This window comes from Pseudofrankia asymbiotica (genome assembly GCF_001983105.1).
In the GTDB taxonomy this organism is placed as follows: Bacteria; Actinomycetota; Actinomycetes; order Frankiales; family Frankiaceae; genus Pseudofrankia; species Pseudofrankia asymbiotica.
On sequence record NZ_MOMC01000036.1, the window covers coordinates 19,711 to 39,051 of the forward strand.

At 71.2% G+C, this 19,341-nt stretch carries 12 protein-coding genes; 5 read left to right on the forward strand and 7 right to left on the reverse strand.

Annotated elements, in window-relative coordinates:
- Positions 1–3: 3 nt before the first annotated feature.
- On the forward strand, positions 4–879 hold the full coding sequence (locus tag BL253_RS18270) for a glycosyltransferase family 2 protein (protein ID WP_158230373.1): 876 nt from the start codon (positions 4–6) through the stop codon (positions 877–879).
- Here BL253_RS18270 and BL253_RS18275 read toward each other — a convergent pair.
- The 4 genes from BL253_RS18275 to BL253_RS18290 form a co-directional block, all read right to left on the reverse strand.
- Positions 853–1,371 (reverse strand): acyltransferase, encoded by a 519-nt coding sequence (locus BL253_RS18275; protein WP_076818334.1) that lies wholly within the window; start codon positions 1,369–1,371, stop codon positions 853–855. The genes BL253_RS18270 and BL253_RS18275 overlap by 27 nt on opposite strands.
- A gap of 62 nt (positions 1,372–1,433) precedes the next feature.
- The gene (locus BL253_RS18280; RefSeq protein WP_096336033.1) at positions 1,434–2,741 is read right to left on the reverse strand and encodes an O-antigen ligase family protein; all 1,308 of its coding nucleotides are present in this window, start codon (positions 2,739–2,741) and stop codon (positions 1,434–1,436) included.
- 122 nt (positions 2,742–2,863) lie between these two features.
- The gene (locus BL253_RS42330) at positions 2,864–3,838 is read right to left on the reverse strand and encodes a hypothetical protein (protein WP_076818336.1); all 975 of its coding nucleotides are present in this window, start codon (positions 3,836–3,838) and stop codon (positions 2,864–2,866) included.
- A 64-nt stretch (positions 3,839–3,902) separates the two neighbouring features.
- Entirely contained in the window at positions 3,903–4,466 is a 564-nt protein-coding gene (locus BL253_RS18290) for a hypothetical protein (protein WP_076818337.1), read from the reverse strand.
- A gap of 620 nt (positions 4,467–5,086) precedes the next feature.
- Between BL253_RS18290 and BL253_RS18295 the strand changes: the two genes are divergently transcribed.
- From BL253_RS18295 to BL253_RS18310, 4 genes are all read left to right on the forward strand, one after another.
- Positions 5,087–6,376, forward strand: coding sequence for a glycosyltransferase (locus BL253_RS18295; protein ID WP_131831516.1), 1,290 nt, complete (start codon positions 5,087–5,089; stop codon positions 6,374–6,376).
- Positions 6,373–8,262, forward strand: coding sequence for a DUF4082 domain-containing protein (locus BL253_RS18300; RefSeq protein WP_081438436.1), 1,890 nt, complete (start codon positions 6,373–6,375; stop codon positions 8,260–8,262). Before BL253_RS18295 ends, BL253_RS18300 begins: the two co-directional genes overlap by 4 nt.
- A gap of 551 nt (positions 8,263–8,813) precedes the next feature.
- Entirely contained in the window at positions 8,814–13,763 is a 4,950-nt protein-coding gene (locus BL253_RS18305; protein ID WP_131831517.1) for a DUF4082 domain-containing protein, read from the forward strand.
- A 124-nt stretch (positions 13,764–13,887) separates the two neighbouring features.
- Positions 13,888–15,138 carry a glycosyltransferase family 4 protein gene (locus BL253_RS18310; RefSeq protein WP_076818340.1) on the forward strand — a complete coding sequence of 417 codons (1,251 nt, stop codon included), beginning with the start codon at positions 13,888–13,890 and terminating at the stop codon, positions 15,136–15,138.
- 61 nt (positions 15,139–15,199) lie between these two features.
- Here BL253_RS18310 and BL253_RS39400 read toward each other — a convergent pair whose 3' ends face one another.
- The 3 genes from BL253_RS39400 to BL253_RS18325 form a co-directional block, all read right to left on the reverse strand.
- Positions 15,200–16,960 (reverse strand): lipopolysaccharide biosynthesis protein, encoded by a 1,761-nt coding sequence (locus tag BL253_RS39400; protein WP_158230374.1) that lies wholly within the window; start codon positions 16,958–16,960, stop codon positions 15,200–15,202.
- A gap of 577 nt (positions 16,961–17,537) precedes the next feature.
- The gene (locus BL253_RS18320) at positions 17,538–18,176 is read right to left on the reverse strand and encodes an acyltransferase (protein ID WP_274535220.1); all 639 of its coding nucleotides are present in this window, start codon (positions 18,174–18,176) and stop codon (positions 17,538–17,540) included.
- Position 18,177: 1 nt separating this feature from the next.
- Positions 18,178–19,329 carry a DegT/DnrJ/EryC1/StrS family aminotransferase gene (locus tag BL253_RS18325; protein WP_076818341.1) on the reverse strand — a complete coding sequence of 384 codons (1,152 nt, stop codon included), beginning with the start codon at positions 19,327–19,329 and terminating at the stop codon, positions 18,178–18,180.
- Positions 19,330–19,341: the final 12 nt, after the last annotated feature.

Sequence of the window (19,341 nt, forward strand, 5' to 3'; positions counted from 1 at the left end):
AGGGTGATCGGGCGGCTGCTGGCCGAGATAGTCCGCGCCGACACGGTCGGTGCGGACATAGCCGGCGCGGACACGGTTGGTGCGGACACGGTTGGTGCGGACACGGTTGGTGCGGACGCCGCGGCCGGGCCGCTGTTCGACATCGTCGTGGTCTGCAACGGATGCACCGACGGCACCGCGGAGGTCGCCGCGCGCTTCGGCCCGGCGGTGCGGGTGCTCGAGACGGACATTCCGTCGAAGATCAACGCCTTGCGGCTGGGGGATGCCGCCACCGACGTCTTCCCGCGCATCTACGTCGACGCCGACATCGAGATCAACGCCGTCGGCCTGCGCGCGCTGGCCGCCGCGGTGGGTGATGGCGGCCACCTCGCGGCCGGCCCGGAGCGGGCGCTCAACCTGGCCGGCTGTCCCTGGCTGGTCCGCGCCTACTACTCGGTGTGGGCCCGGCTGCCGGCGGTGTCGTCCGGGCTGGTGGGCCGGGGAGTGGTCGCGGTGAGCGAGGCGGGGCATCGGCGCATCGCCGTTCTGCCGAACGTCGTCAACGACGACCTGTATCTCCACCTGGCCTTCGGGCCGGACGAGCGCACGGTCGTGACCGCCGCGCGGGCGACGATCCGCCCGCCGCGGCGCGTGGCCGACCTGCTCAGGCGCCGTACCCGCGCGTCCCTGGGCAACGCGGAGCAGGCCTCCGCGCGACCCGCTGGGGAGACGACGTCCGCGAGCGCGCGCACCGTTGGCGGGCTCCTGCTCAGCAACCCCCGCCAGGCCCCCGCCGTGGCCGCGTTTCTCGCCATCACCGCGGGTGGCCGGGTGTCGGCGCGGGCCAGGAGCCGGCGCGGCACCGTTGGCTGGCTACGCGACGACAGCAGCCGCGCCTGACCGGGGCGGGAGGTCCCGGACGCGGCGGGCCGGGATGCCGGCGTACAGCCCGTCGGGTTCGCAGTCGCCGGTCACCACCGCGCCGGCCGCGATGACGCAGCCATCCTTGATCGTGACGCCGGGCATGACCGTCACACGCGCGCCGACCCAGCAGCCGTCGCCGATGACGATGGGCCTGCCGGTGACGGCGCCGGCGCGCGAGGGCCCGTCGCCTGGCTCGTGAGTGCTGGTGCAGAGCAGCACCTGCATGCCCAGGTGGCAGTCGGCGCCGATGGCGACGTCGGCGAGCGTGTCGAAGAAGCAGCCGCGGTTGACGTAGGTCCGCGGGCCGATGGAGACGTTGCGGCCACCGAACCAGCATCCGGGCGAGATGGCGGCCGCCTCGACGCGCATGCCGGTCGCGCGCAGCAGCCTCGCCCGCAGCGGCCGAGGCGCGAGCGGAGTGGCCGCGACGCCGTTCAGGACGACGTCGCGGGCGATCTCCCGGGCCATCTGACGCACCCGATCGGCGCGCGACGGCCCGCCTGTCGGCCTGGTACCGGTGCTGTCCCGAGTCATGGCGCCAGCCCGCGGCCCGTCGGCGACGACGCCCTGCCGCCGGTCTCCGGCTCAGGCTGTTTGGACAGCCGCCAGACCGCGCCGCAGCACCCGAGCAGGAGAAACGTCRGGCTGGCGATCAGCGAGAAACTCATCGCGTCGAAGGTCGTGTAGCTGAGCATGACCGCGAGGACGCTGGCGCTCAGCGCGCGGATCAGGCTCGCGTACCGGGGGTCGGGCACCCGGCGCAGGGCGATCACGGCGCAGGCCAGCGGCAGCACGAACAGCAGGATCAGCGCGATCAGGCCCACCACGCCGATCTCGATCAGTGCGCCGAGGAACTGGTTGTCGAGGGTGCGGTAGACCGAYGGGATGAACGTCCGGAACCCGCGACCGAACAGCGGGGCCTGGCTGACGTAGTGGTCCACCGTCGAGTAGTCACTGGTGCGACCCGAGGTGCTCGGATCGTTGGCGATGCCGGAGAACATGCTGCGCACCGTGCCCAGCAGCCCCGGGATGGCCAGCCTCATGAGCACGAGGAAGACCGGCGCGATGATGAGCGCCCGTATCCGGGTGCGGGACGGCCAACCGATGAACATGACGATCATCGTGACTCCCCCGGCGAGCAGCCCGCTCCGGGACAGCGTCATCGGCAGCGCCGTAAGCAGCATGATCACGCCGAGCCAGCGGAGGCGCTGGCGTGCGCGGCTCGCCGAGGGCAGCATCGCGAAGTGGAACGCGAACGGCAGGATCGCGGCGAACACGACGCCGGCCTCGATCGGGTGGCTGGCGGTCGCCTTGATCCGGACGAAGTCGGACCGCGTGCTCAACTCGTCGAAGGCGGCGATCGCCTGGAGGCCGGGCGGACGGATGGCCGCGAGCGGGTTGAACCCCGTGTAGAACTGCACCAGCCCCAGCAACCCCAGCAGCCCGCCGCCGATGGCCAGGCGCCGAAGCAGCGTCTCCATCCGCTCCAGGCTGGTGATCCCGTCGCAGGCCAGCAGCATGATTCCCAGCCAGCACATCGTCGCGATGAGGCCCCGGTCGGCGGCACGCACCTCCACCGAGGAGGTCACCCGGACGTTGGCCGCGACATAGCCGGCCAGGATCGCCATCAGAAAGACGAGAGCCGCCACCCGAACCGGGTTGGCCGAGCGATCCAGGCCCAGGCTTGGGTGAAGCCGGCCCGCGAGCCACCACAGCAGGCCGACGAGGCCGATGAGATTGGCCGGCGTCGCGGCCGAGCCGAGCGAACCGATGACGAGCTGGGCGGACAGGCCGAGCAGCAGGACCAGGAAGACCGTCAGCAGCGTCACCGCGTCCATCGGGGCGCCCGCCGCCCTGGGACCCCCTGGCGAGACCGAGCCACCGTCGATGATCGCCCGGCCGCCGTCAGGCCTCCCGGCCCCTGGCCGTGGACCGGCCAGGGTGCTAGCGGTACCCGTGGTCACCGAGGCCGGCCGCTTCCCGACCCTCGACGGTCGAAGCCCGGCCGGTCCGCGTCGGTCATCGTGCCCACCCGGCGCGGCGGCTCGACCGCGTCATCCGGTTGGCCACTGGTCGGCCGGCGGCGGGGGAACTCGGCGGTGTAGTCCAGGTCGGCCGGCCGCGACGCCCGCCGGGCCGCCTCGAACGCACCGTCGCCCTGGTTCTCGGAATCCTCGCGATCGACGTCGCCGCGGTTCCTGCCGGGGTCCGGCCGCGCGGCGGTCGTGGGCCCGGTCGCCGAGCCGCCCCGTGGGCCCGCGCCGGTCGCCGTCCCCGCCGCGGTCCGGGACGCGGCGTCGTCGGCACCGGCCGCGAACCCGGCGCCGCCCCGGCGCCGCGAGCGGGCCCGGTCGAGCAGGATGATCCCGAGCAGGCTGAGCACGGCGAACACCGCCAGCGCCCCGGCCGCCCGGGTGTAGCGGGCCTTCTGGTCCACCGTGACGATCGGCGACTCGGTGATCGGGTTCAGCACGAACCACGACGAGCGGGGGGCACCGCCCTTGCGCTGTTCGTCGTCCAGCAGGGTGCCGAGCTGGGCCGCCACGTAGTTGACGGTGGTGACGACCGCCCCGCGGTCGGGTCCCTTCGCCACGATGTTGAGGACCGGCCCCGCGGCGTCGGTGGGGATACCGACCAGATAGCCGGCCGTGGCGCCGTGCTTCTTCGCCTCGCTCGTGGCCTCGGCCGTGCTCACCAGCCGGCTGAGCACCTCGGCGGTGATGCGCAGGGACTGGCCGAACCCGAGGTAGGGGTTGTTGACCTTCCCGGTCTCCGCCGACACGGCCGAGGGAAGCAGGAACACCTGCGCGGAGCCGCTGTAGCTGACCGGCGTCACCGCGTAGGCGCCCGCGGTGGCGACGAGTGTGACGACGGCACAGACGGCGGTCAGCAGCCGCAGGCGGCGCAGGATCGCCAGCAGGTCGTTCAGGCGCATCGCGAGCGCATCCTCTCCAGTAGTCCGACGGCGTGCGGTGATCCGACGACGTGAGGCCGGGGCGTCACCGTGAGCGCGCCCGGGTGACGCTCGTCCCCACCGCCGCCGACGCCAGGGCCGCGACCGCGAGCACACCGAGCGCCGCCCGAGGCCGACTACCGCCCGCGTACGAGGTCGAGGTCACCGGGTCCAGGGAACCGCGCGGCAGCGTCACCAGGACGATCTTCATTGAGTCGGGAATGCCGGTCTGCCATTCGTCGAGCTTTTCCGACAGCTTCGTGACCACCGCATTGACGGTGTTTCGCGCAATCTCGCCATTACCGCTCGCGGCAACGATGTTGATAATGGTGCTTCGCTCGAGGACGTCCGCGTAGGGTTCGGTGCTGTTGTGCAGGAACGCCAGCTGGAAGTCGGTGGCCCGCTCGGTGTCCAGCGCGCCCGGTCGGGTCAGCTCGGATCGCGCGTAATAGATCAGTAGCTCGCCCGTGAACTGCGCGTTGATCGCGTCGTCGCGTCCAAGGTCGACCCGCAGGACGACCGACGCCGTCGCGGCCTGAGGCGGCGGGCTGAGAAAAAGGGTGACCGCGCCGACCAAGGTCCCCAACGCCAACAGGGCGACCACGGCCACGCGTGTCCGACCCATCCTGTTGTCCCCCCACAACCACCCCGCCGTTACCGGCGGTGCACATGTCCGGCCTGAACCTTCCCCCGACACGACCGGTGCTGTCCAGCCGTGCCTGTTCAGTCCGAGTGGGTCCCCCCGGACCTGCCTGGCCGCCCGTCTCTGGGCACCGGCTCGGCTGGCGGCGATCCCCCGATCTTGCCATGCCGCCGTTGCACCATACGCCACCCGTTCCGGACAGATGCGACCGGTGCGCCTACGGGGCATATCAGTCGGTTATCATCAGCCCGCATCCGCGCGTTCGGGGGGCGCAGCCGGGAGGGGGACGACGGGCGATGACCGCCCGGTAACAGCGGCCACGCCGATTGCCGCATACCAGCCTGAGTTCGCCACGGCGCGCGCGACGAATCGGTGAGAAGGCGTCAAGCCGGACGATCGCTTACTCGTTGAACAGCTGACACGACTGACAGATGCGACCGGTGCGTCTACGCGCCATATCCGTCGGTTACGATCAGCCCGCATCCGCGCGTTCGGGGTGCCCAGTCGGATAGGGGGCCGATGGGACGATGATCCGCACGATATCTGCAGCCGCACCGATAGCCGCGCACTGGCAGGAGTTCGTCACGGTGTGCGCGACAAATCGGTGGGAAGGCGTCAAGCTCCACGACCGCTCGCTCACCGAACGGCTGGCGCGGTATGTACCGGTGCTCTATGTCGATCCACCCATTTCACCGGCGACCCCGCGACGTCGGGCCGACATCGACACACCCGCCCGGCCTCGGGTAAGAATGCTGACCGAAAATCTTGCGCACCTGGCGCCGGTCGTACTGCCCGGCCTCCGTAGGCAGGGCGTCGCGGTGGCCAATGCCGAGATCGTTCGCCGCCAGATCCGGCGCGCCGTTCGCGAGCTGGGCGCGCCCGCCGCCGCGCTGGTCGAGGCCGACGTGCTCCTGCCCGCGTTCGGCGTCGGCGAGCGGGTGAAGGTCTACTGGGCGCAGGATGACTATGCCGGCGGCGCCGAGCTGCTCGGCCTCGACCCGGTCCGCGTACAGGTCGCCGAGGTGAAGGTGGCGGCGCGGGCCGACGTGGTCATCGCCGCCAGCCCCGTCGTACACGCCAAGCTCGCGGCCCTGGGCGCGAACCCGCTGCTCATTCCTTACGGCTGTGATCCGGAGGCGTTCGCCTCCGTCGACTCCGCGCCCCTGCCCACCGATGTCGATCTGCCCGCGCCCGTCGTCGGCCTGATCGGCCACATCAACGAACGCGTCGACGTGAGCCTGCTGGAGGCGGTGGCCGACGCCGGGCTCTCGCTGTTGCTGGTCGGCCCGATCGACCCCGCCTTCGAACCCGAGCGGATGCGTGTGCTGCTCGGCCGGCCGAACGTCGTCTCGGTCGGGCGGAAGCCGGCCGAGGCGCTGCCGTCCTACCTTCGGATCATCGACGTCGGGCTCGTGCCCTATGCCGACACGCCTTTCAACCGCGGCAGTTTCCCGCTCAAGACGCTCGAGTACCTGGCGGCCGGTCGCGCGGTCGTCTCGACGGACCTGCCGGCGACCCGCTGGCTGGACTCGCCGTTGATCGTCAGCGCGACGACCCCGCGCGACTTCGCGGCCGGGGTGGCCGAGCAGGCACGGACGGACCGGACCGACCCGCTGGTCGCGGCCCGGCGCGCGTTCGCGGAGAGCCACAGCTGGGACCGGCGGGCACGGGACTTCGCCGCGGCGATCCAGGTGCGCCGACGCGACCCGGTCGCCCGAGCGGACCGGCTCGATCCACCTACCCGGCTCGATCCACCCAACCGAACCGATCCACCTGACCGAACCGACTCATCCGGCCGATCCGATCCACCCGCTCCTTCTGATTCGCACGACGGTTCTGTGTTCACTTCCGGGGGGGACCGGGAGGCACTTCAATGACCGTGAAGCCCACCTCGGACGCGCCGTTCGGCGACGTTCGCGGGCAATCCATGCCACCGCTGTCCGACCCGGAACTGTCCGATCCGAGGTTCTCCGACCTCGATCTCKACACCGAGTTCGACAACGACCTTGACCCCGATACCGACACCGGCCCGCGGCCCGGCGMCGATCTCGGCCTTGACCCCGACGCTGACCCCGACGCTGATCTCGACACCGATCTCGACACCGAAATGGATGCCGGCGGTCGTCGAACGTCCGCCGCTCGTCGAACGTCAGCCAGTCCAGCCAGTCCAGCCAGATCGGCCAGGGCGGGCGGGCGTCGCCAGCGCCAGCGCGAGTCGAGCCGGCAGCTGCGGCGCTGGATCGCCGTAAGTCTGATCTTCGTGCTGGCGGCCAGCCTGGTCGGCGTGGTGATCGGGCTGCGCGCCAACCGGGGCCACGTGGCCGCCGTGACCGCCGCCGACAGCACGGCGGTCGGCGAGCCGATCAGCCTGTGGAACACGGGCGACATCCCACCCGTGGTGCCCAGCGACGACACCCGGCGGGTCGTGCTCGGGCTCCGTTTCCGCGTCGACACGTCCGGCCAGCTGTCCGGTCTACGTGTCTACCGCGCCAAAGCCGGTGGCGGCCCGAACCGCGGCTGGGTGTGGAGTTCCGACGGTCGCGTGATCGGCACGCTGACCATCCCCGACAGCGATCAGGGTGGTTGGCGGCGGGCGTCCTTCACCACTCCGCTGGCCCTCCGCGCCGGGCAGACCTACGTCGCCGGATATCAGGTCGAGACCGGCGGCTACAGCGACCAGGTCGACTACTTCAGTTCGGGCAAGGTCCGCCAGGTTGGTCCGCTGGTCGGGTTGGCCGGCGTCTACAACTATCGATCGGCCGGGTTCCCGAACCAGACCTGGCGTTCCAGCAACTACTACGTCGACGTCGAGTTCCGTCCGACCAAATCGGGTGCGGCCGCGCCGGCGAGTGCCTCGGCGCCGCCGGCCGCGACGCCGAGCGCCGCGGGCACTCCGAGCGCGATCCCGACCGGTACCCCGGGGCCGGGCGCTTCCAGCACCGGTGGAACCAGCGCGGAGGCACCGGGCGGCGGCGCGAACGGCGCATGGCCCGGCTCGAGCAACACCGGCGTTCGCCCGGGCGTCTCCCTGCGTTCGTCCGGCTCCATCGCCGTGACCACCGACAACGCCGTGATCAGCGGGCTGGACGTCAGTGGCACGATCACCGTTCGGGCGCACAACGTCACGATCAGAAACGTCCGCGTGCACGGTTGTGGTGACGGCGGCGCGATCGACACCGGCTACATGCAGGACAAGGTCGGGCCGACGCTGATCGAGGACGTCGAGGTCAGCGGGGACGGTCTCCGCTGTGACCGGTCGGGCATCGGCAACTCGAACATGACCATCCGCCGCGCGAACGTCCACGGCTTCCGGGCCGGGATCTACACGGACGGCAGCACGGTGGTCGAGAACAGYTGGGTGCACGACCTGTACTCGAACCAGTCGTCCCACATGGACGGCTTCATCTCCAACGGTGGATCGAACTTCACGCTGACTGGCAACAACATCGAGTGCGCGGTGCCGGACGGCAACGACTACTGCTCTGGATCGATCGGCCTGTTCGGCGACTTCGCGMCCATCCAGAATGTTCTTATTCAGCACAATCTTTTCAACACCCAGGGTGCCTACTGCGTCTATGGCGGCTCGGGGGATTCCAAGCCGTATCCGGTCGCCAGCAACGTCCGGATCCTCGACAACACCTTCGGCCGCCGCTATCACCCCACCTGCGGGACGTACGGCACGGTCGCCGGCTTTGTCAACAAGAATGGAAACGTCATGTCGGGCAACGTCTGGGCCGACACCGGCCAGGCGATCACGACCTGACGGCCTGACGCCTGACCTCGGCGACCCGCGCACCGGCTCCATCTGGTGCGCGGGTCGCCGCGTCTGGCAGGGCGTTGGCGTCGCCGGCCAGGGCGACGATCAGATCAAATCGATCACAACGGGCACCCTATTCCGGGTCGGGTGTGAGCGGCGAATTGCCCGGCTCTACGGCATCGGCTACTGTCAGCCCGTCGTGGCCGGCTCAGTGGGGACCTGTGCCGGTCGGCCTGGGGGGTAGGGGAATGGGCGCGCATCGTCCGTTGTGGGAGTCGTGGGGCTTTCATACGCGCCGTGACAGACGTGACAGAGCGGTGTCTCTCGGCACGGATTGCGTCGGGCACCTCGGTCAGTTGGGCTCCGGACGCACCACCCGGCCGTGACCATGACCGTGCGTCGCGGCGTTATCTAGGCCTTTTTCGCACGAATTTTGCTGCTTCTTCTTACTTTTTTTAACTTTTCTTCCTCGTCGTCCTCGTCGGACACGCGCGACCCCAAGCCCTCGGGTCCACGGCGTCGCGGCGTGCGCGACCGAGGAGCCCGGGGGGATCGGGATGAACGCTCGTCGGTCGATGACCGAGTTCTGGCGGCGTGGGGTGGCTGGGACGGCATGGCACCAATGGGGTGTGGGCCGTTCCGCCCTGGCGGTACGGCGCGCGCCTGGCCGGGTCGTCCTGCTGGCGCTGCTGGTCGCCGCCGCCGTGGTCGGCCTGTCGCCGGTGCCCGTGCCGATGCCGCTCGCCGCGCCGACGGCCGCGCACGCCGCCGGTCCCTGCGATCCGCCGGTCAACCCGATCGTGTGCGAGAACGACCAGGACGGCACGGCGCCGAACGAGTGGCGCATTCAGGGTGCCGGCGACCCCACCATCCAGGGCTTCGCGACGAGCACCAGCGTCAACAAGGGCGAGTCGATCCACTTCAAGATCAACACCGACGCCGCGTCGTACAAGATCCACATTTACCGGATGGGCTACTACCGGGGCAGCGGAGCGCGGCTGATCCAGACGATCTCCCCGACCGCGACCCTCCCGCAGACCCAGCCCGACTGTCTGACCGACGCCACCACGCACCTCATCGACTGTGGCGACTGGGCGGAGTCGGGCTCCTGGTCGGTCCCCTCGACGGCGGTCTCCGGCATCTACTTCGCGATCCTCGATCGCGACGACACCCATGGCGAAGGCCAGATCACCTGGGTCGTGCGGGACGACTCCAGCCACAGCGACCTGCTGGTGCAGTCGTCCGACACGACCTGGCAGGCCTACAACTGCTACGGCGGCTACAGCCTCTACTCGCTGAGCCCCACCTGCCAGCAGGCGACGAAGGTCAGCTTCAACCGGCCGTACGCCACCCCGCAGAACAAGTTCCAGGACTGGGTCCTCAGCTCCGAGTACCCGATGATCCGCTTCCTCGAGTCCAACGGCTACGACGTGAGCTACATCAGCGGCATCGACGTCGACCGCGACGGTGACTCCTTGCTGCGCAACCACAAGACCTTCGTGTCCTCCGGTCACGACGAGTACTGGTCGGGGGCGCAGCGGACCAACGTCGAGGGCGCGCGTGACGCGGGCGTGAACCTCGCCTTCTTCTCAGGCAACGAGGTCTACTGGAAGGTCCGCTGGGAGCCGAGCATCGACGGCGCGGCGTCGGCGTACCGCACGATGGTCTGCTACAAGGAGTCGCGCAACAACGCCAAGACCGACCCGTCGCCCGACTGGACCGGTACCTGGCGGGACACCCGCTTCTCGCCGCCGTCCGACGGCGGCAAACCCGAGAACGCGCTGACCGGGACCTACTGGGCCGTCCAGAGCGACTACCACGACATCAAGGTGCCGGCCGAGGACGGCAGGATGCGGTTCTGGCGGGGCACCAGCGTCGCCGATCTCGCCTCGGGTGACGTCGCGACCCTCGCGCCGAGCACGCTGGCGTACGAATGGGACACCGACGTCGACAACGGCTTCCGCCCGGCCGGTCTGTTCCAGGTCGCGCATTCCACGGTGACCGACGCGACGTCGGTGGTGAAGGACAGCTACGGCAACGTCGTCCAGCCAGGCACCGCCTCGCACGCGATGACCATGTACCGGGCCRCCAGCGGCGCGCTGGTCTTCGGCGCGGGCACCATCCAGTGGGCCTGGGGGCTCGACCAGTCCAACCCGGACAACAACCCGCCTGACCAGCGGATGCGGCAGGCCACCGTCAACCTGCTCGCCGACATGGACGCGCAGCCGGCCACCCTGATCTCCGGGCTGACCGCGGCGACCAAGTCCACGGACACCACCGGCCCCGCCGTCACGATCACCTCACCCGCGTCCGGCGCGGCGCAGGCGAACGGCGCGACCGTCACCGTCACCGGAACCGCGGCCGACTCCGGCGGCGGAGTCGTCGGCGGCGTCGAGGTGTCGATGGACGGGGGCGCCAGCTGGCACCCGGCCACGGGCCGTGAGCAGTGGAGCTACAGCGGAACGGTCGTCGGGATCGGCTCGGTCGCGATCAAGGTCCGGGCATCCGACGACAGCGGCAACATCGGCGCGGTGGCGCAGGTGGCGACCACCGTCTCCTGCCCCTGCACGATCTTCCCGACGAACGCCACCCCGCAGAACCCGGCGACCACCGACGGCGCGTCGATCAACGTCGGCGTGAAGTTCACCTCGACGGCGGACGGCTCCATCACCGGCGCCCGGTTCTACAAGGGCCCCGGCAACACCGGGACCCACACCGCCACGCTGTGGACGTCCGACGGCACCCAGCTGGCGACCGCGACGTTCGCGAACGAGACCGAGTCCGGCTGGCAGACGGTGACCTTCCCGCAGGCGGTGGGCGTGTCGAAGGACACCACCTACGTGATCGCGTACAACGCGCCGGCCGGCCACTACGCGGCCGACCCCGGGTACTTCGCGAACGCCGGCACCACCGGCCTGCCACTGCGGGCGCTCCCCGGAGGCCCGGGCGCCTCCAACGGCCTGTACAAGTACGGCGCGGCCGGCCAGTTCCCCGACCAGCACGCCAACCCGGTCGTCGGGCAGCTCAACGCCCAGTGGAACTACTGGGTCGACGCCGTCTTCGCCGACCAGTCCGCCGCCGACGTCACCCCGCCGACGGTGGGCGCCAAGACCCCGGCCGCCGGCGCGACGGGCGTCGACCCGGGCACGACCGTCACCGCGACGTTCTCCGAGGACATCACCGCGGGCAGCGCCTCGCTGGTGCTGCGCGACGCCACCAACGCGGTCGTCCCGTCGCAGACCGCGTACAACGCCCAGAACCGCCAGATCACCCTGACGCCGACCGCGGTCCTGCCGACAGGCAGCACCTTCACCGCCACGCTGTCCGGCGCCACCGACGCCGCCAGCAACGTCATGAACCCGGTGGCCTGGCAGTTCACCACGGCCGGCCCGCGCACCTGCCCGTGCACGATCTGGGACGCCGCCGCGGCCCCGGCCGTGCCCGCGGCCAACGACTCCGCGGCGACCGAGGTCGGCGTGAAGTTCCAGGCCGACACCAACGGCTGGATCTACGGCCTGCGCTTCTACAAGGGCACGGGCAACACCGGCAGCCACGTCGGTTCGCTGTGGAACGCGGCGGGCACCAAGCTCGCGTCGGTGACCTTCACCGGTGAGTCGACCACTGGCTGGCAGCAGGCGGCGATCTGGCCGCCGATCGCGGTCACCGCCGGCACGACCTACGTCGCCTCGTACTACGCCCCCGCCGGCCACTACGCCTACACCAGCGGCGCGTTCGCCACCGCGGGCGCCGGTAGCTCCCCGATCCGGGCGCTGTCGAACGCCGCCGCCAGCGGCAACGGGGTGTTCAAGTACGGGACCACCGGCTTCCCGACCAGCAGCGCCCAGAGCTCGAACTACTGGGTGGACGTCGTGTTCGACGCCACCGCTCCCAGTGACTCCGTGCCGCCTGTCGTCGCGGGCGTCACCCCGGCGCCCGGGGCCACCGGCGTCGCGTCGAACGCTCCGATCACGGTGACGTTCAGCGAGCAGGTGCAGGCCGCCACGGTCTCCATGGTCATGAAGGACGCGTCCAACAACACCGTCGCGGGCTCGGTCAGCTACGACGGCCCGACCCAGACCGCCCGCTTCACCCCGAGCGCCTCACTGGTGACGAGCGCGACCTACTCGGTGACGGTGTCCGGCGCGCAGGACCTGTTCGACAACCCGATGGCGGCACCCGAGACCTGGAGCTTCACGGTCGCCGGGCCGTCGTGCCCCTGCACGGTGTTCGGGTCGACCGCGCCGACGCAGAGCTCCAGTGAGACCCAGGCGATCGAGGTCGGCATGAAGTTCCGGGTGGACCAGCCCGGCTACATCACCGGTGTCCGGTTCTACAAGTTCGCGGCGAACACCGGCACCCACGTGGGCAGCCTCTGGTCGGCGACCGGTACCCGGCTGGCCGCGGCGGTGTTCGGCGGTGAGACGGCGTCCGGCTGGCAGACCGTCACCTTCGACGCGCCGGTCGCGGTGACGCCCGGCACGACCTACGTGGTCTCGTACCACACCAACGCCGGGTCCTACGCGGTGACGAGCGGCTACTTCGCCAACCCGCCGGCCGCCCCGTCACCGCTGGTCGCGCTGGCCGGCGGCGTGGACGGCCCGAACGGCGTCTACCACTACGGCGCCACCGCATTCCCGGACAGCTCCTACCAGAACTCCAACTACTGGGTCGACCCGGTGTTCGGGCTGACAGGAACGCCGGACACCGCGCCGCCGTCGGTGGCCACCGCCAACCCGCCGCCGGCGTCGACGTCCACCCTCGCCTCGGCTCCGGTCAGCGTGACCTTCAACGAGGAGATCAACCCCTCGACGCTGACCCTGACCCTGACCCTGAAGGACGCGGCCAACAACGCGGTCGCGGGGACCGTCGCCTACAACTGGGACACCCGCACCGCGACGCTGACCCCGGGCGCGGACCTGGCCTCCGGCCAGCAGCACTCCGTCACCGTGTCGGCGAAGGACCTCGCCGGCAACCAGATGAGCACCACCACCTGGTCGTTCACGCCGACGGTGAGCTGCCCGTGCTCGATCTTCCCCGCGACGGCGACACCGGCCGTCCCGGTCGCGAGCGACACGGCCGCCGTCGAGGTCGGGGTGAAGTTCCGGGCCGACCAGAACGGCTACATCACCGGAATCCGCTTCTACAAGGGCTCGACGAACACCGGCACCCACATCGGCAACCTGTGGAGCGTCGGCGGGACTCAGCTCGCCAGCGCGACGTTCAGCGGCGAGACGGCGTCGGGGTGGCAGACCGTGACGTTCAGCTCTCCGGTCCCGGTCATAGCGGGGACCACATACGTCGCTTCCTACTACTCGTCCACGGGCCGATACTCGTACACGTCGAACTACCTCGCGTCGACCACCACGAAGGCACCGGTGCGTGCCCTCGCGAACGGGGTCGACGGAGCCAACGGTCTCTACAAGTACGGTGCGTCGAGCTTCCCCAATGGCAACGGCAACAAGACGAACTACTGGGTGGACGTCGTCTTCACCACGACGRCTCCCTGATCGGCTGCCGCCGGACCCTTTCGGCCGGACCCTTCAGTGACCGATCCCGCTGATCTCGGTCGCTGAAGGATCCGGTTGTCCGGTTGTCCGGGCCCCGAGCCACTGACCCTCGCGGAGGAACGCCGTGAAGATCCTCGTCTATCCCCATCACCTGGAGATCGGTGGCAGTCAGACCAACGCCATCGATCTGGCCACCAGGCTGCGGGACGGCCACGGGCATGAGGTCGTGTTCTTCGCGACCCCGGGCCCAGCGGCCAACCTGCTGCACGAACGGAAGATCCGGCTGATCCCCGCGCCGTCGGCGTTCCGCGCGCCGTCGGCGCGGATGGTCACCGGCCTGGTCCAGGTGGTGCGCGACCAGCGGCCCGACGTCGTGCACGCCTGGGACTGGCCGCAGTGCATCAACGCCCTGGTGGCGCTCGGGCCGCTGGGCGTGCCGTTCGTGGGCAGCGACATGAACAACCTGTCGGTGTCGGCGAATCTGCCGAAGAGCGCCCCGATGACCTTCGGCACCGAGGAGACCGTCGACGTCGCCCGCTCGCTGGGGCACCGCCGGGTAGCGCTGTTGGAGCCCCCCGTCGACACCGGCCGCGACGATCCCGCGGTGGTGGACGGGGCGGCGTTCCGGGCCGAGCACGCGGTCGGCGACGGCGAGCTGCTGGTGGTCGCCGTCTCGCGCCTGGTCGGCTGGCTCAAGCTGGAGGGGCTGGTCCGGGGCATCGAGGCGGTGGCCGAGCTCGCCGGATCCCGGCCGGTCCGGTTCGTCATCGTCGGCTCAGGCACCGCCCGCGACGAGCTGCTGGAGCGGGCGGCCACCGTGAACGCGGCCGCCGGGCGCGAGGTGGTCAGCGTGCCCGGCCCGATGCTCGACCCGCGGCCCGCCTACGCCGGCGCCGACGTCGTGCTGGGCATGGGCGGGTCGGCGCTGCGCGGCCTGGCCTTCGGCAAGCCCGTCCTGGTCACCGGTGAGAACGGCTTCTCGACGGTGGCCAGTTCCGAGACCGTCGAGCCGTTCTTCTGGCGCGGCTACTACGGCGTGGGCGACGGGACACCGTCCGACCTCGCCGGGCAGCTCGCGTCCCTGCTCGACGACGCCGGCCTGCGCGAGCGGCTCGGCGAGTGGGCGCGTGACCTCGTCCTGCGCCGATACTCGCTGGCCGTGGCCGCCGGTCGCCTCGAGGAGTTCCTGACCGACGCGGCGGTCCGACCGACCGCCCGCGCCGACCTGCTGCGCGACATCGCGGCGATCGGGCCGCGGGCCACCGCGAGCCGGGTGCTGCCGACCGGGATCCGCCAGCGGCTGCGCCGCGGCGGCGCGTCCGGAAGCTGGGCCGACGTGGCCGTGGCCCGCGGCACCCAGGACCGCTCCTCCTGAGGACCGCTCCTCCGACGAGGACCGATCCTCCCTCCTGAATCCCAGCTCAGTTCCCGAGTTCCTACCAGGACTCGTGCGACTCCGACGGCCGGGGCTGGCCGTCGCGGCGCTGCCGGACCAGCCAGCGCATCGGCGCGACGAAGACCGCGTACACCGCGATGGCCGCGACGGCGCCGACCAGAAGCTGGACCGGTGGCGGCGAGGCGACCCACGGGCCGACTCTCGTGACCAGGGCGAACGCGATCCCACCCAGCGCCGGCCTGACGAGGATCATCGCGATCCTGACCAGCGGGAACCCCAGCGCGCGCAGGGTCAGGCAGAAGGCGGGGGCGACGATCCCGACGGCGACGACCAGGTGCCCGATGGCCACGCCCCGGATGCCGTCGAGATGGGCGCCGATCGTCAGGGCGGGGATGAGCGCCACCAGCCACAGCGTCTGGATCCGCACCATGATCCGTGCCTTGCCGAGGGCGACCAGCAGGTCGTCGGTGATCTCGATGGCGACCCGAACGATGGACAGCAGAGCGAGGAAGCGCAGCGCCTGGTCGGCCAGCACCCACTTCGTGCCGTAGACGGTCTCGATGACCTCCTCGCCCAGGGTCGCCAGCAGCACGCACACCGGTACCGTGACCGCGGTCAGCAGCGCCAGCGAACGGGCGTAGACGAAGCGCAGCCGGGACGGCTCGGCGCTGAGCTGGGCGAACCCGACCAGGCTCACCCGGCGTACCGCGAACGAGAACATGTTCACCGGCCAGCTCGCCAGGTTGAACGCCATCGTGTAGTAGCCGAGCGCGATCGGCCCCAGGATCCGCCCCGTGACGGCCGTGTCGACGTTGATCATGCAGAAGGTCAGGAAGCCGGAGCCGGTCAGCGGCAGCCCGTCGGCGGCCAGCCGCCTGGCCAGCACCGGGTCGAAGCCCGGCCGCGGCCGGCGCGGCGCGAGCGCGAAGATGACCAACGCCGTCACCAGGTTCCCGATCAGCCGGCCCCAGACGAGGGCCCAGACCCCGAAACCGGCGGCCGTCAGGCCGATCGACAGACCCGCCCACACCACCAGGCTGGAGGTGTCGGCGATGGTGCGCTTGCCCTGGGAGAACGACCGGGTCAGCAGCGCGGTCGGCACCGCCGCCGTCGCGTCGATGATGATCGTGAGCGCGAGCAGCCGCAGGACGCTGGAGGCCTCCGGGATGTGCAGCGCGGCGGCGAACACCGGCGCGGTCACGAAGAACACCCCGTACAGCAGCGAGCTGAAGCAGAAGATCATCGTGACGCCGGTGCGCTCGACCTCCTCGATGTCCCCCTGCCAGCGGATCAGCGCCGAGGTCATCCCCGCGTCGTTGAGGCTCATCAGCAGCTGCATCGCCAGCAGCGCCACGGCGAACACGCCGAACTCGTCGGGCGCCAGCATCCGCGCCAGGGCGATCCCGATGATCAGTACGCCGGCGCGCGAGATGACGTTGTTGAGGAAGCTCCAGCCGAGGCCCTTCTTGACCTTGCCGCCCAGTTCGTCGACCGCGGCCTGGCTGGTCGCGGCCTCGGGGGCGGCCGCCGCCCTGGCCGGAGACCCGGTCGCCGCCGACCGCCGGCCGGCGGGGACGCCGTCATCGCCGTCGAGCGGCCGCACGATCTCCAGCCCGGACAGGCTCGCGGTGATGACGGCGTCGGAGCCCGCGTCCATCCGGCCGCCCGCGCCCCGGGTGGCCAGGCCCATCCCGAACGACACCCCGGTCAGCCGGGTCAGGGTCGGGCCGTCGACCTGGGTGGAAAAGCCGTTGGCCCCGTGCAGGTGGTACTCGCGCGACGACGGACGACCGATGATCATGGTCGAGTCCTGGTCGCCGGCGACCGCGGCCGTCGGGGCGGGGCCGCGAGACGGCGCCGGCCCGGAGGATGAAGCAGGTCCACGCGGGCCCGGGTCTCGCGACCGGCGCCCCAGGGCCCGCAGCGTCATCGTCCGCTCGACGTCGGCGGAGGATCCGCCTGACGCGGCGCTCGCCCCTCGACTGGGGTTCACCTCGTCACGGCCCGGCCTGTCACGGCCCGGCTCGCGAGAGCGCGTCTCGCCAGAGCGCGTCCTGTCGGCCCGCGTCCCGCCAGAGCGCGCCTTGACGACCTGTGTCTCGTCGCCCCCTGTCCCGCCGGCCGGCGTCTCGTCGCTCGCCGCCCGGCGGACTCGTGCCCGCCCGATCCACCGCGTGCTGTCGCTGTCCCCGCCAGCCCCGCCAGCCCCGGCGTTCCCGCCGGTCCCGGCGTGACCGGCGTTCCCGCGGTCCCCGGCACCAGGGTTGGTCCGGGGGATGTAGACGGTGCGGTCCCGCTCGCCGTCGGGGTATCGCGGCTGGCCGGCTCGATCGCCCCCTGGCGACTCGGAGCCGGTCGGGCTGTCCTGCCCGGACCGGTCAGGCATCGTCCGCGACGATGCCGCCGGTGGTCGGGTCCGCCCCGTGGTGGGTGCCGCACGCGCAGGCGAGGTCGGCGTCCAGACGTCGCCCGCACGCGCACATCCAGCCGATGTGCCTGGCCGGGTTGCCCACGACCATGGCGCCGGGTGGCACGTCGCGAATCACCACGGTGCCGGCGCCGATGAACGCGTTCTCCCCGATGGTGACGCCGCAGACGATCGTGGCGTTCGCGCCGATCGTCGCGCCGTCGCGGATGACGGTCGGCAGCAGGTCGTCCTCGGTCTTCTTGACCGACGCCCGGGGGTTGTAGTCGTTCGTGAACACCGCGTTGGGGCCCAGAAAGACGTCGTCGCCCACGGTCAGACCGTTGAAGAGCGCCACGTTGTTCTTGACCGTCACCCGGTCACCGAGCCGGACCCGCGACTCGACGAAGGCGTGGTCGCAGATGTTGCAGTCAGCGCCGACCACCGCGCCGGGCAGCACGTGCGCGAACGCCCACACCCTCGTGCGCGGACCGATCTGGTCGCTCTCGCACAGCGCCGCCGGATGGACGAACACCTCGTCCGGCGTGCCCGCCGGGGCGGCACCGGCCGGGCCGGCCGTCGTGGATGGCTCGGTGGACAGATCAACCGACACGTCAGCCGCCATTCTCGATCAGCGCCTTCATCAGGGTCTCCACCACACGCTGCTGCTGCGCGTCGGAGATCTCCGGGTAGAGCGGCAGGGAGAGGATCTCGGTCGCGAGCTTCTCCGTGACCGGGCACGGCGACGGGGCGCGGTCGGCGAACGGCGGGCAGTGGTGGATGGGATAGGGGTAGTGGATACCCGCGCCGATCCCCTCGGCGCGCAGCCGCTCCAGCAGCCGGTCGCGGCCGGCCACCCGGATGACGTACAGGTGCCAGACGTGGACGTTGCCGGGCGCCACTCTGGGCCGGACCACCTCGACGCCCAACGCGTCGGCCGCCTCGCCCAGGTAGGCGTCGTACCGGTCGGCCGCGGCGCGGCGAGCCTCGTTGGCGCCGGCCAGCCGGGCGAGCTTGGCGCTCAGCACCACCGCCTGCAGGGTGTCCATGCGCGAGTTGAAGCCCAGGTGGGTGTGGGTGTACTTGGTCAGGCTGCCGTGGCTGCCAAGAGCCCGGACCGTGGTGGCGATCGTCTCGTCGTCGGTCAGCACCGCGCCGGCGTCACCGTAGGCGCCCAGATTCTTGCCCGGGTAGAAGCTGGTGGCGGCGGGACCGGCCGAGCCGATGCCGGCACCGTGGCGGGTCGCGCCCTGAGCCTGCGCCGCGTCCTCGACGATCACGATGTCGCGGCCCGCGACGGCCTCGCTGATGGCCTCCACCGGCGCCAGCTGCCCGTACAGGTGCACCGGGACGACGGCGCGGGTGCGGGAGGTGATCGCGGCCGCCACCGCCTCGGGGTCGAGCAGGTGGTAGGCCTCGTCCGCGTCGACCAGCACCGGCCGCGCTCCCGCCCGCGCCACGGCCTCGGCCGTGGCGACGAAGGAGTTGGCCGGCAGGATGACCTCGTCGTCCGCGCGGGTGCCGACGCCGAGCGCCCGCAGCGCGAGCTCGATCGCGTCGGTGCCGTTGGCGACGCCGACGCAGTGCCGGCGCCCGCTGAACGCGGCGAACTCACGCTCGAACGCGTCGACCTGAGCGCCGCCGACGAACGACGTGGTCGCCAGGACCTTGGCGAACCCCGTGGCGATCTCGTCCGCCACGGGGCCATGGGCCGCCGCGAGGTCCACGAGCGGAATTGGATCGTCTGGCCGGGCCAGCTGGGTCATCCCCGTCGTCCT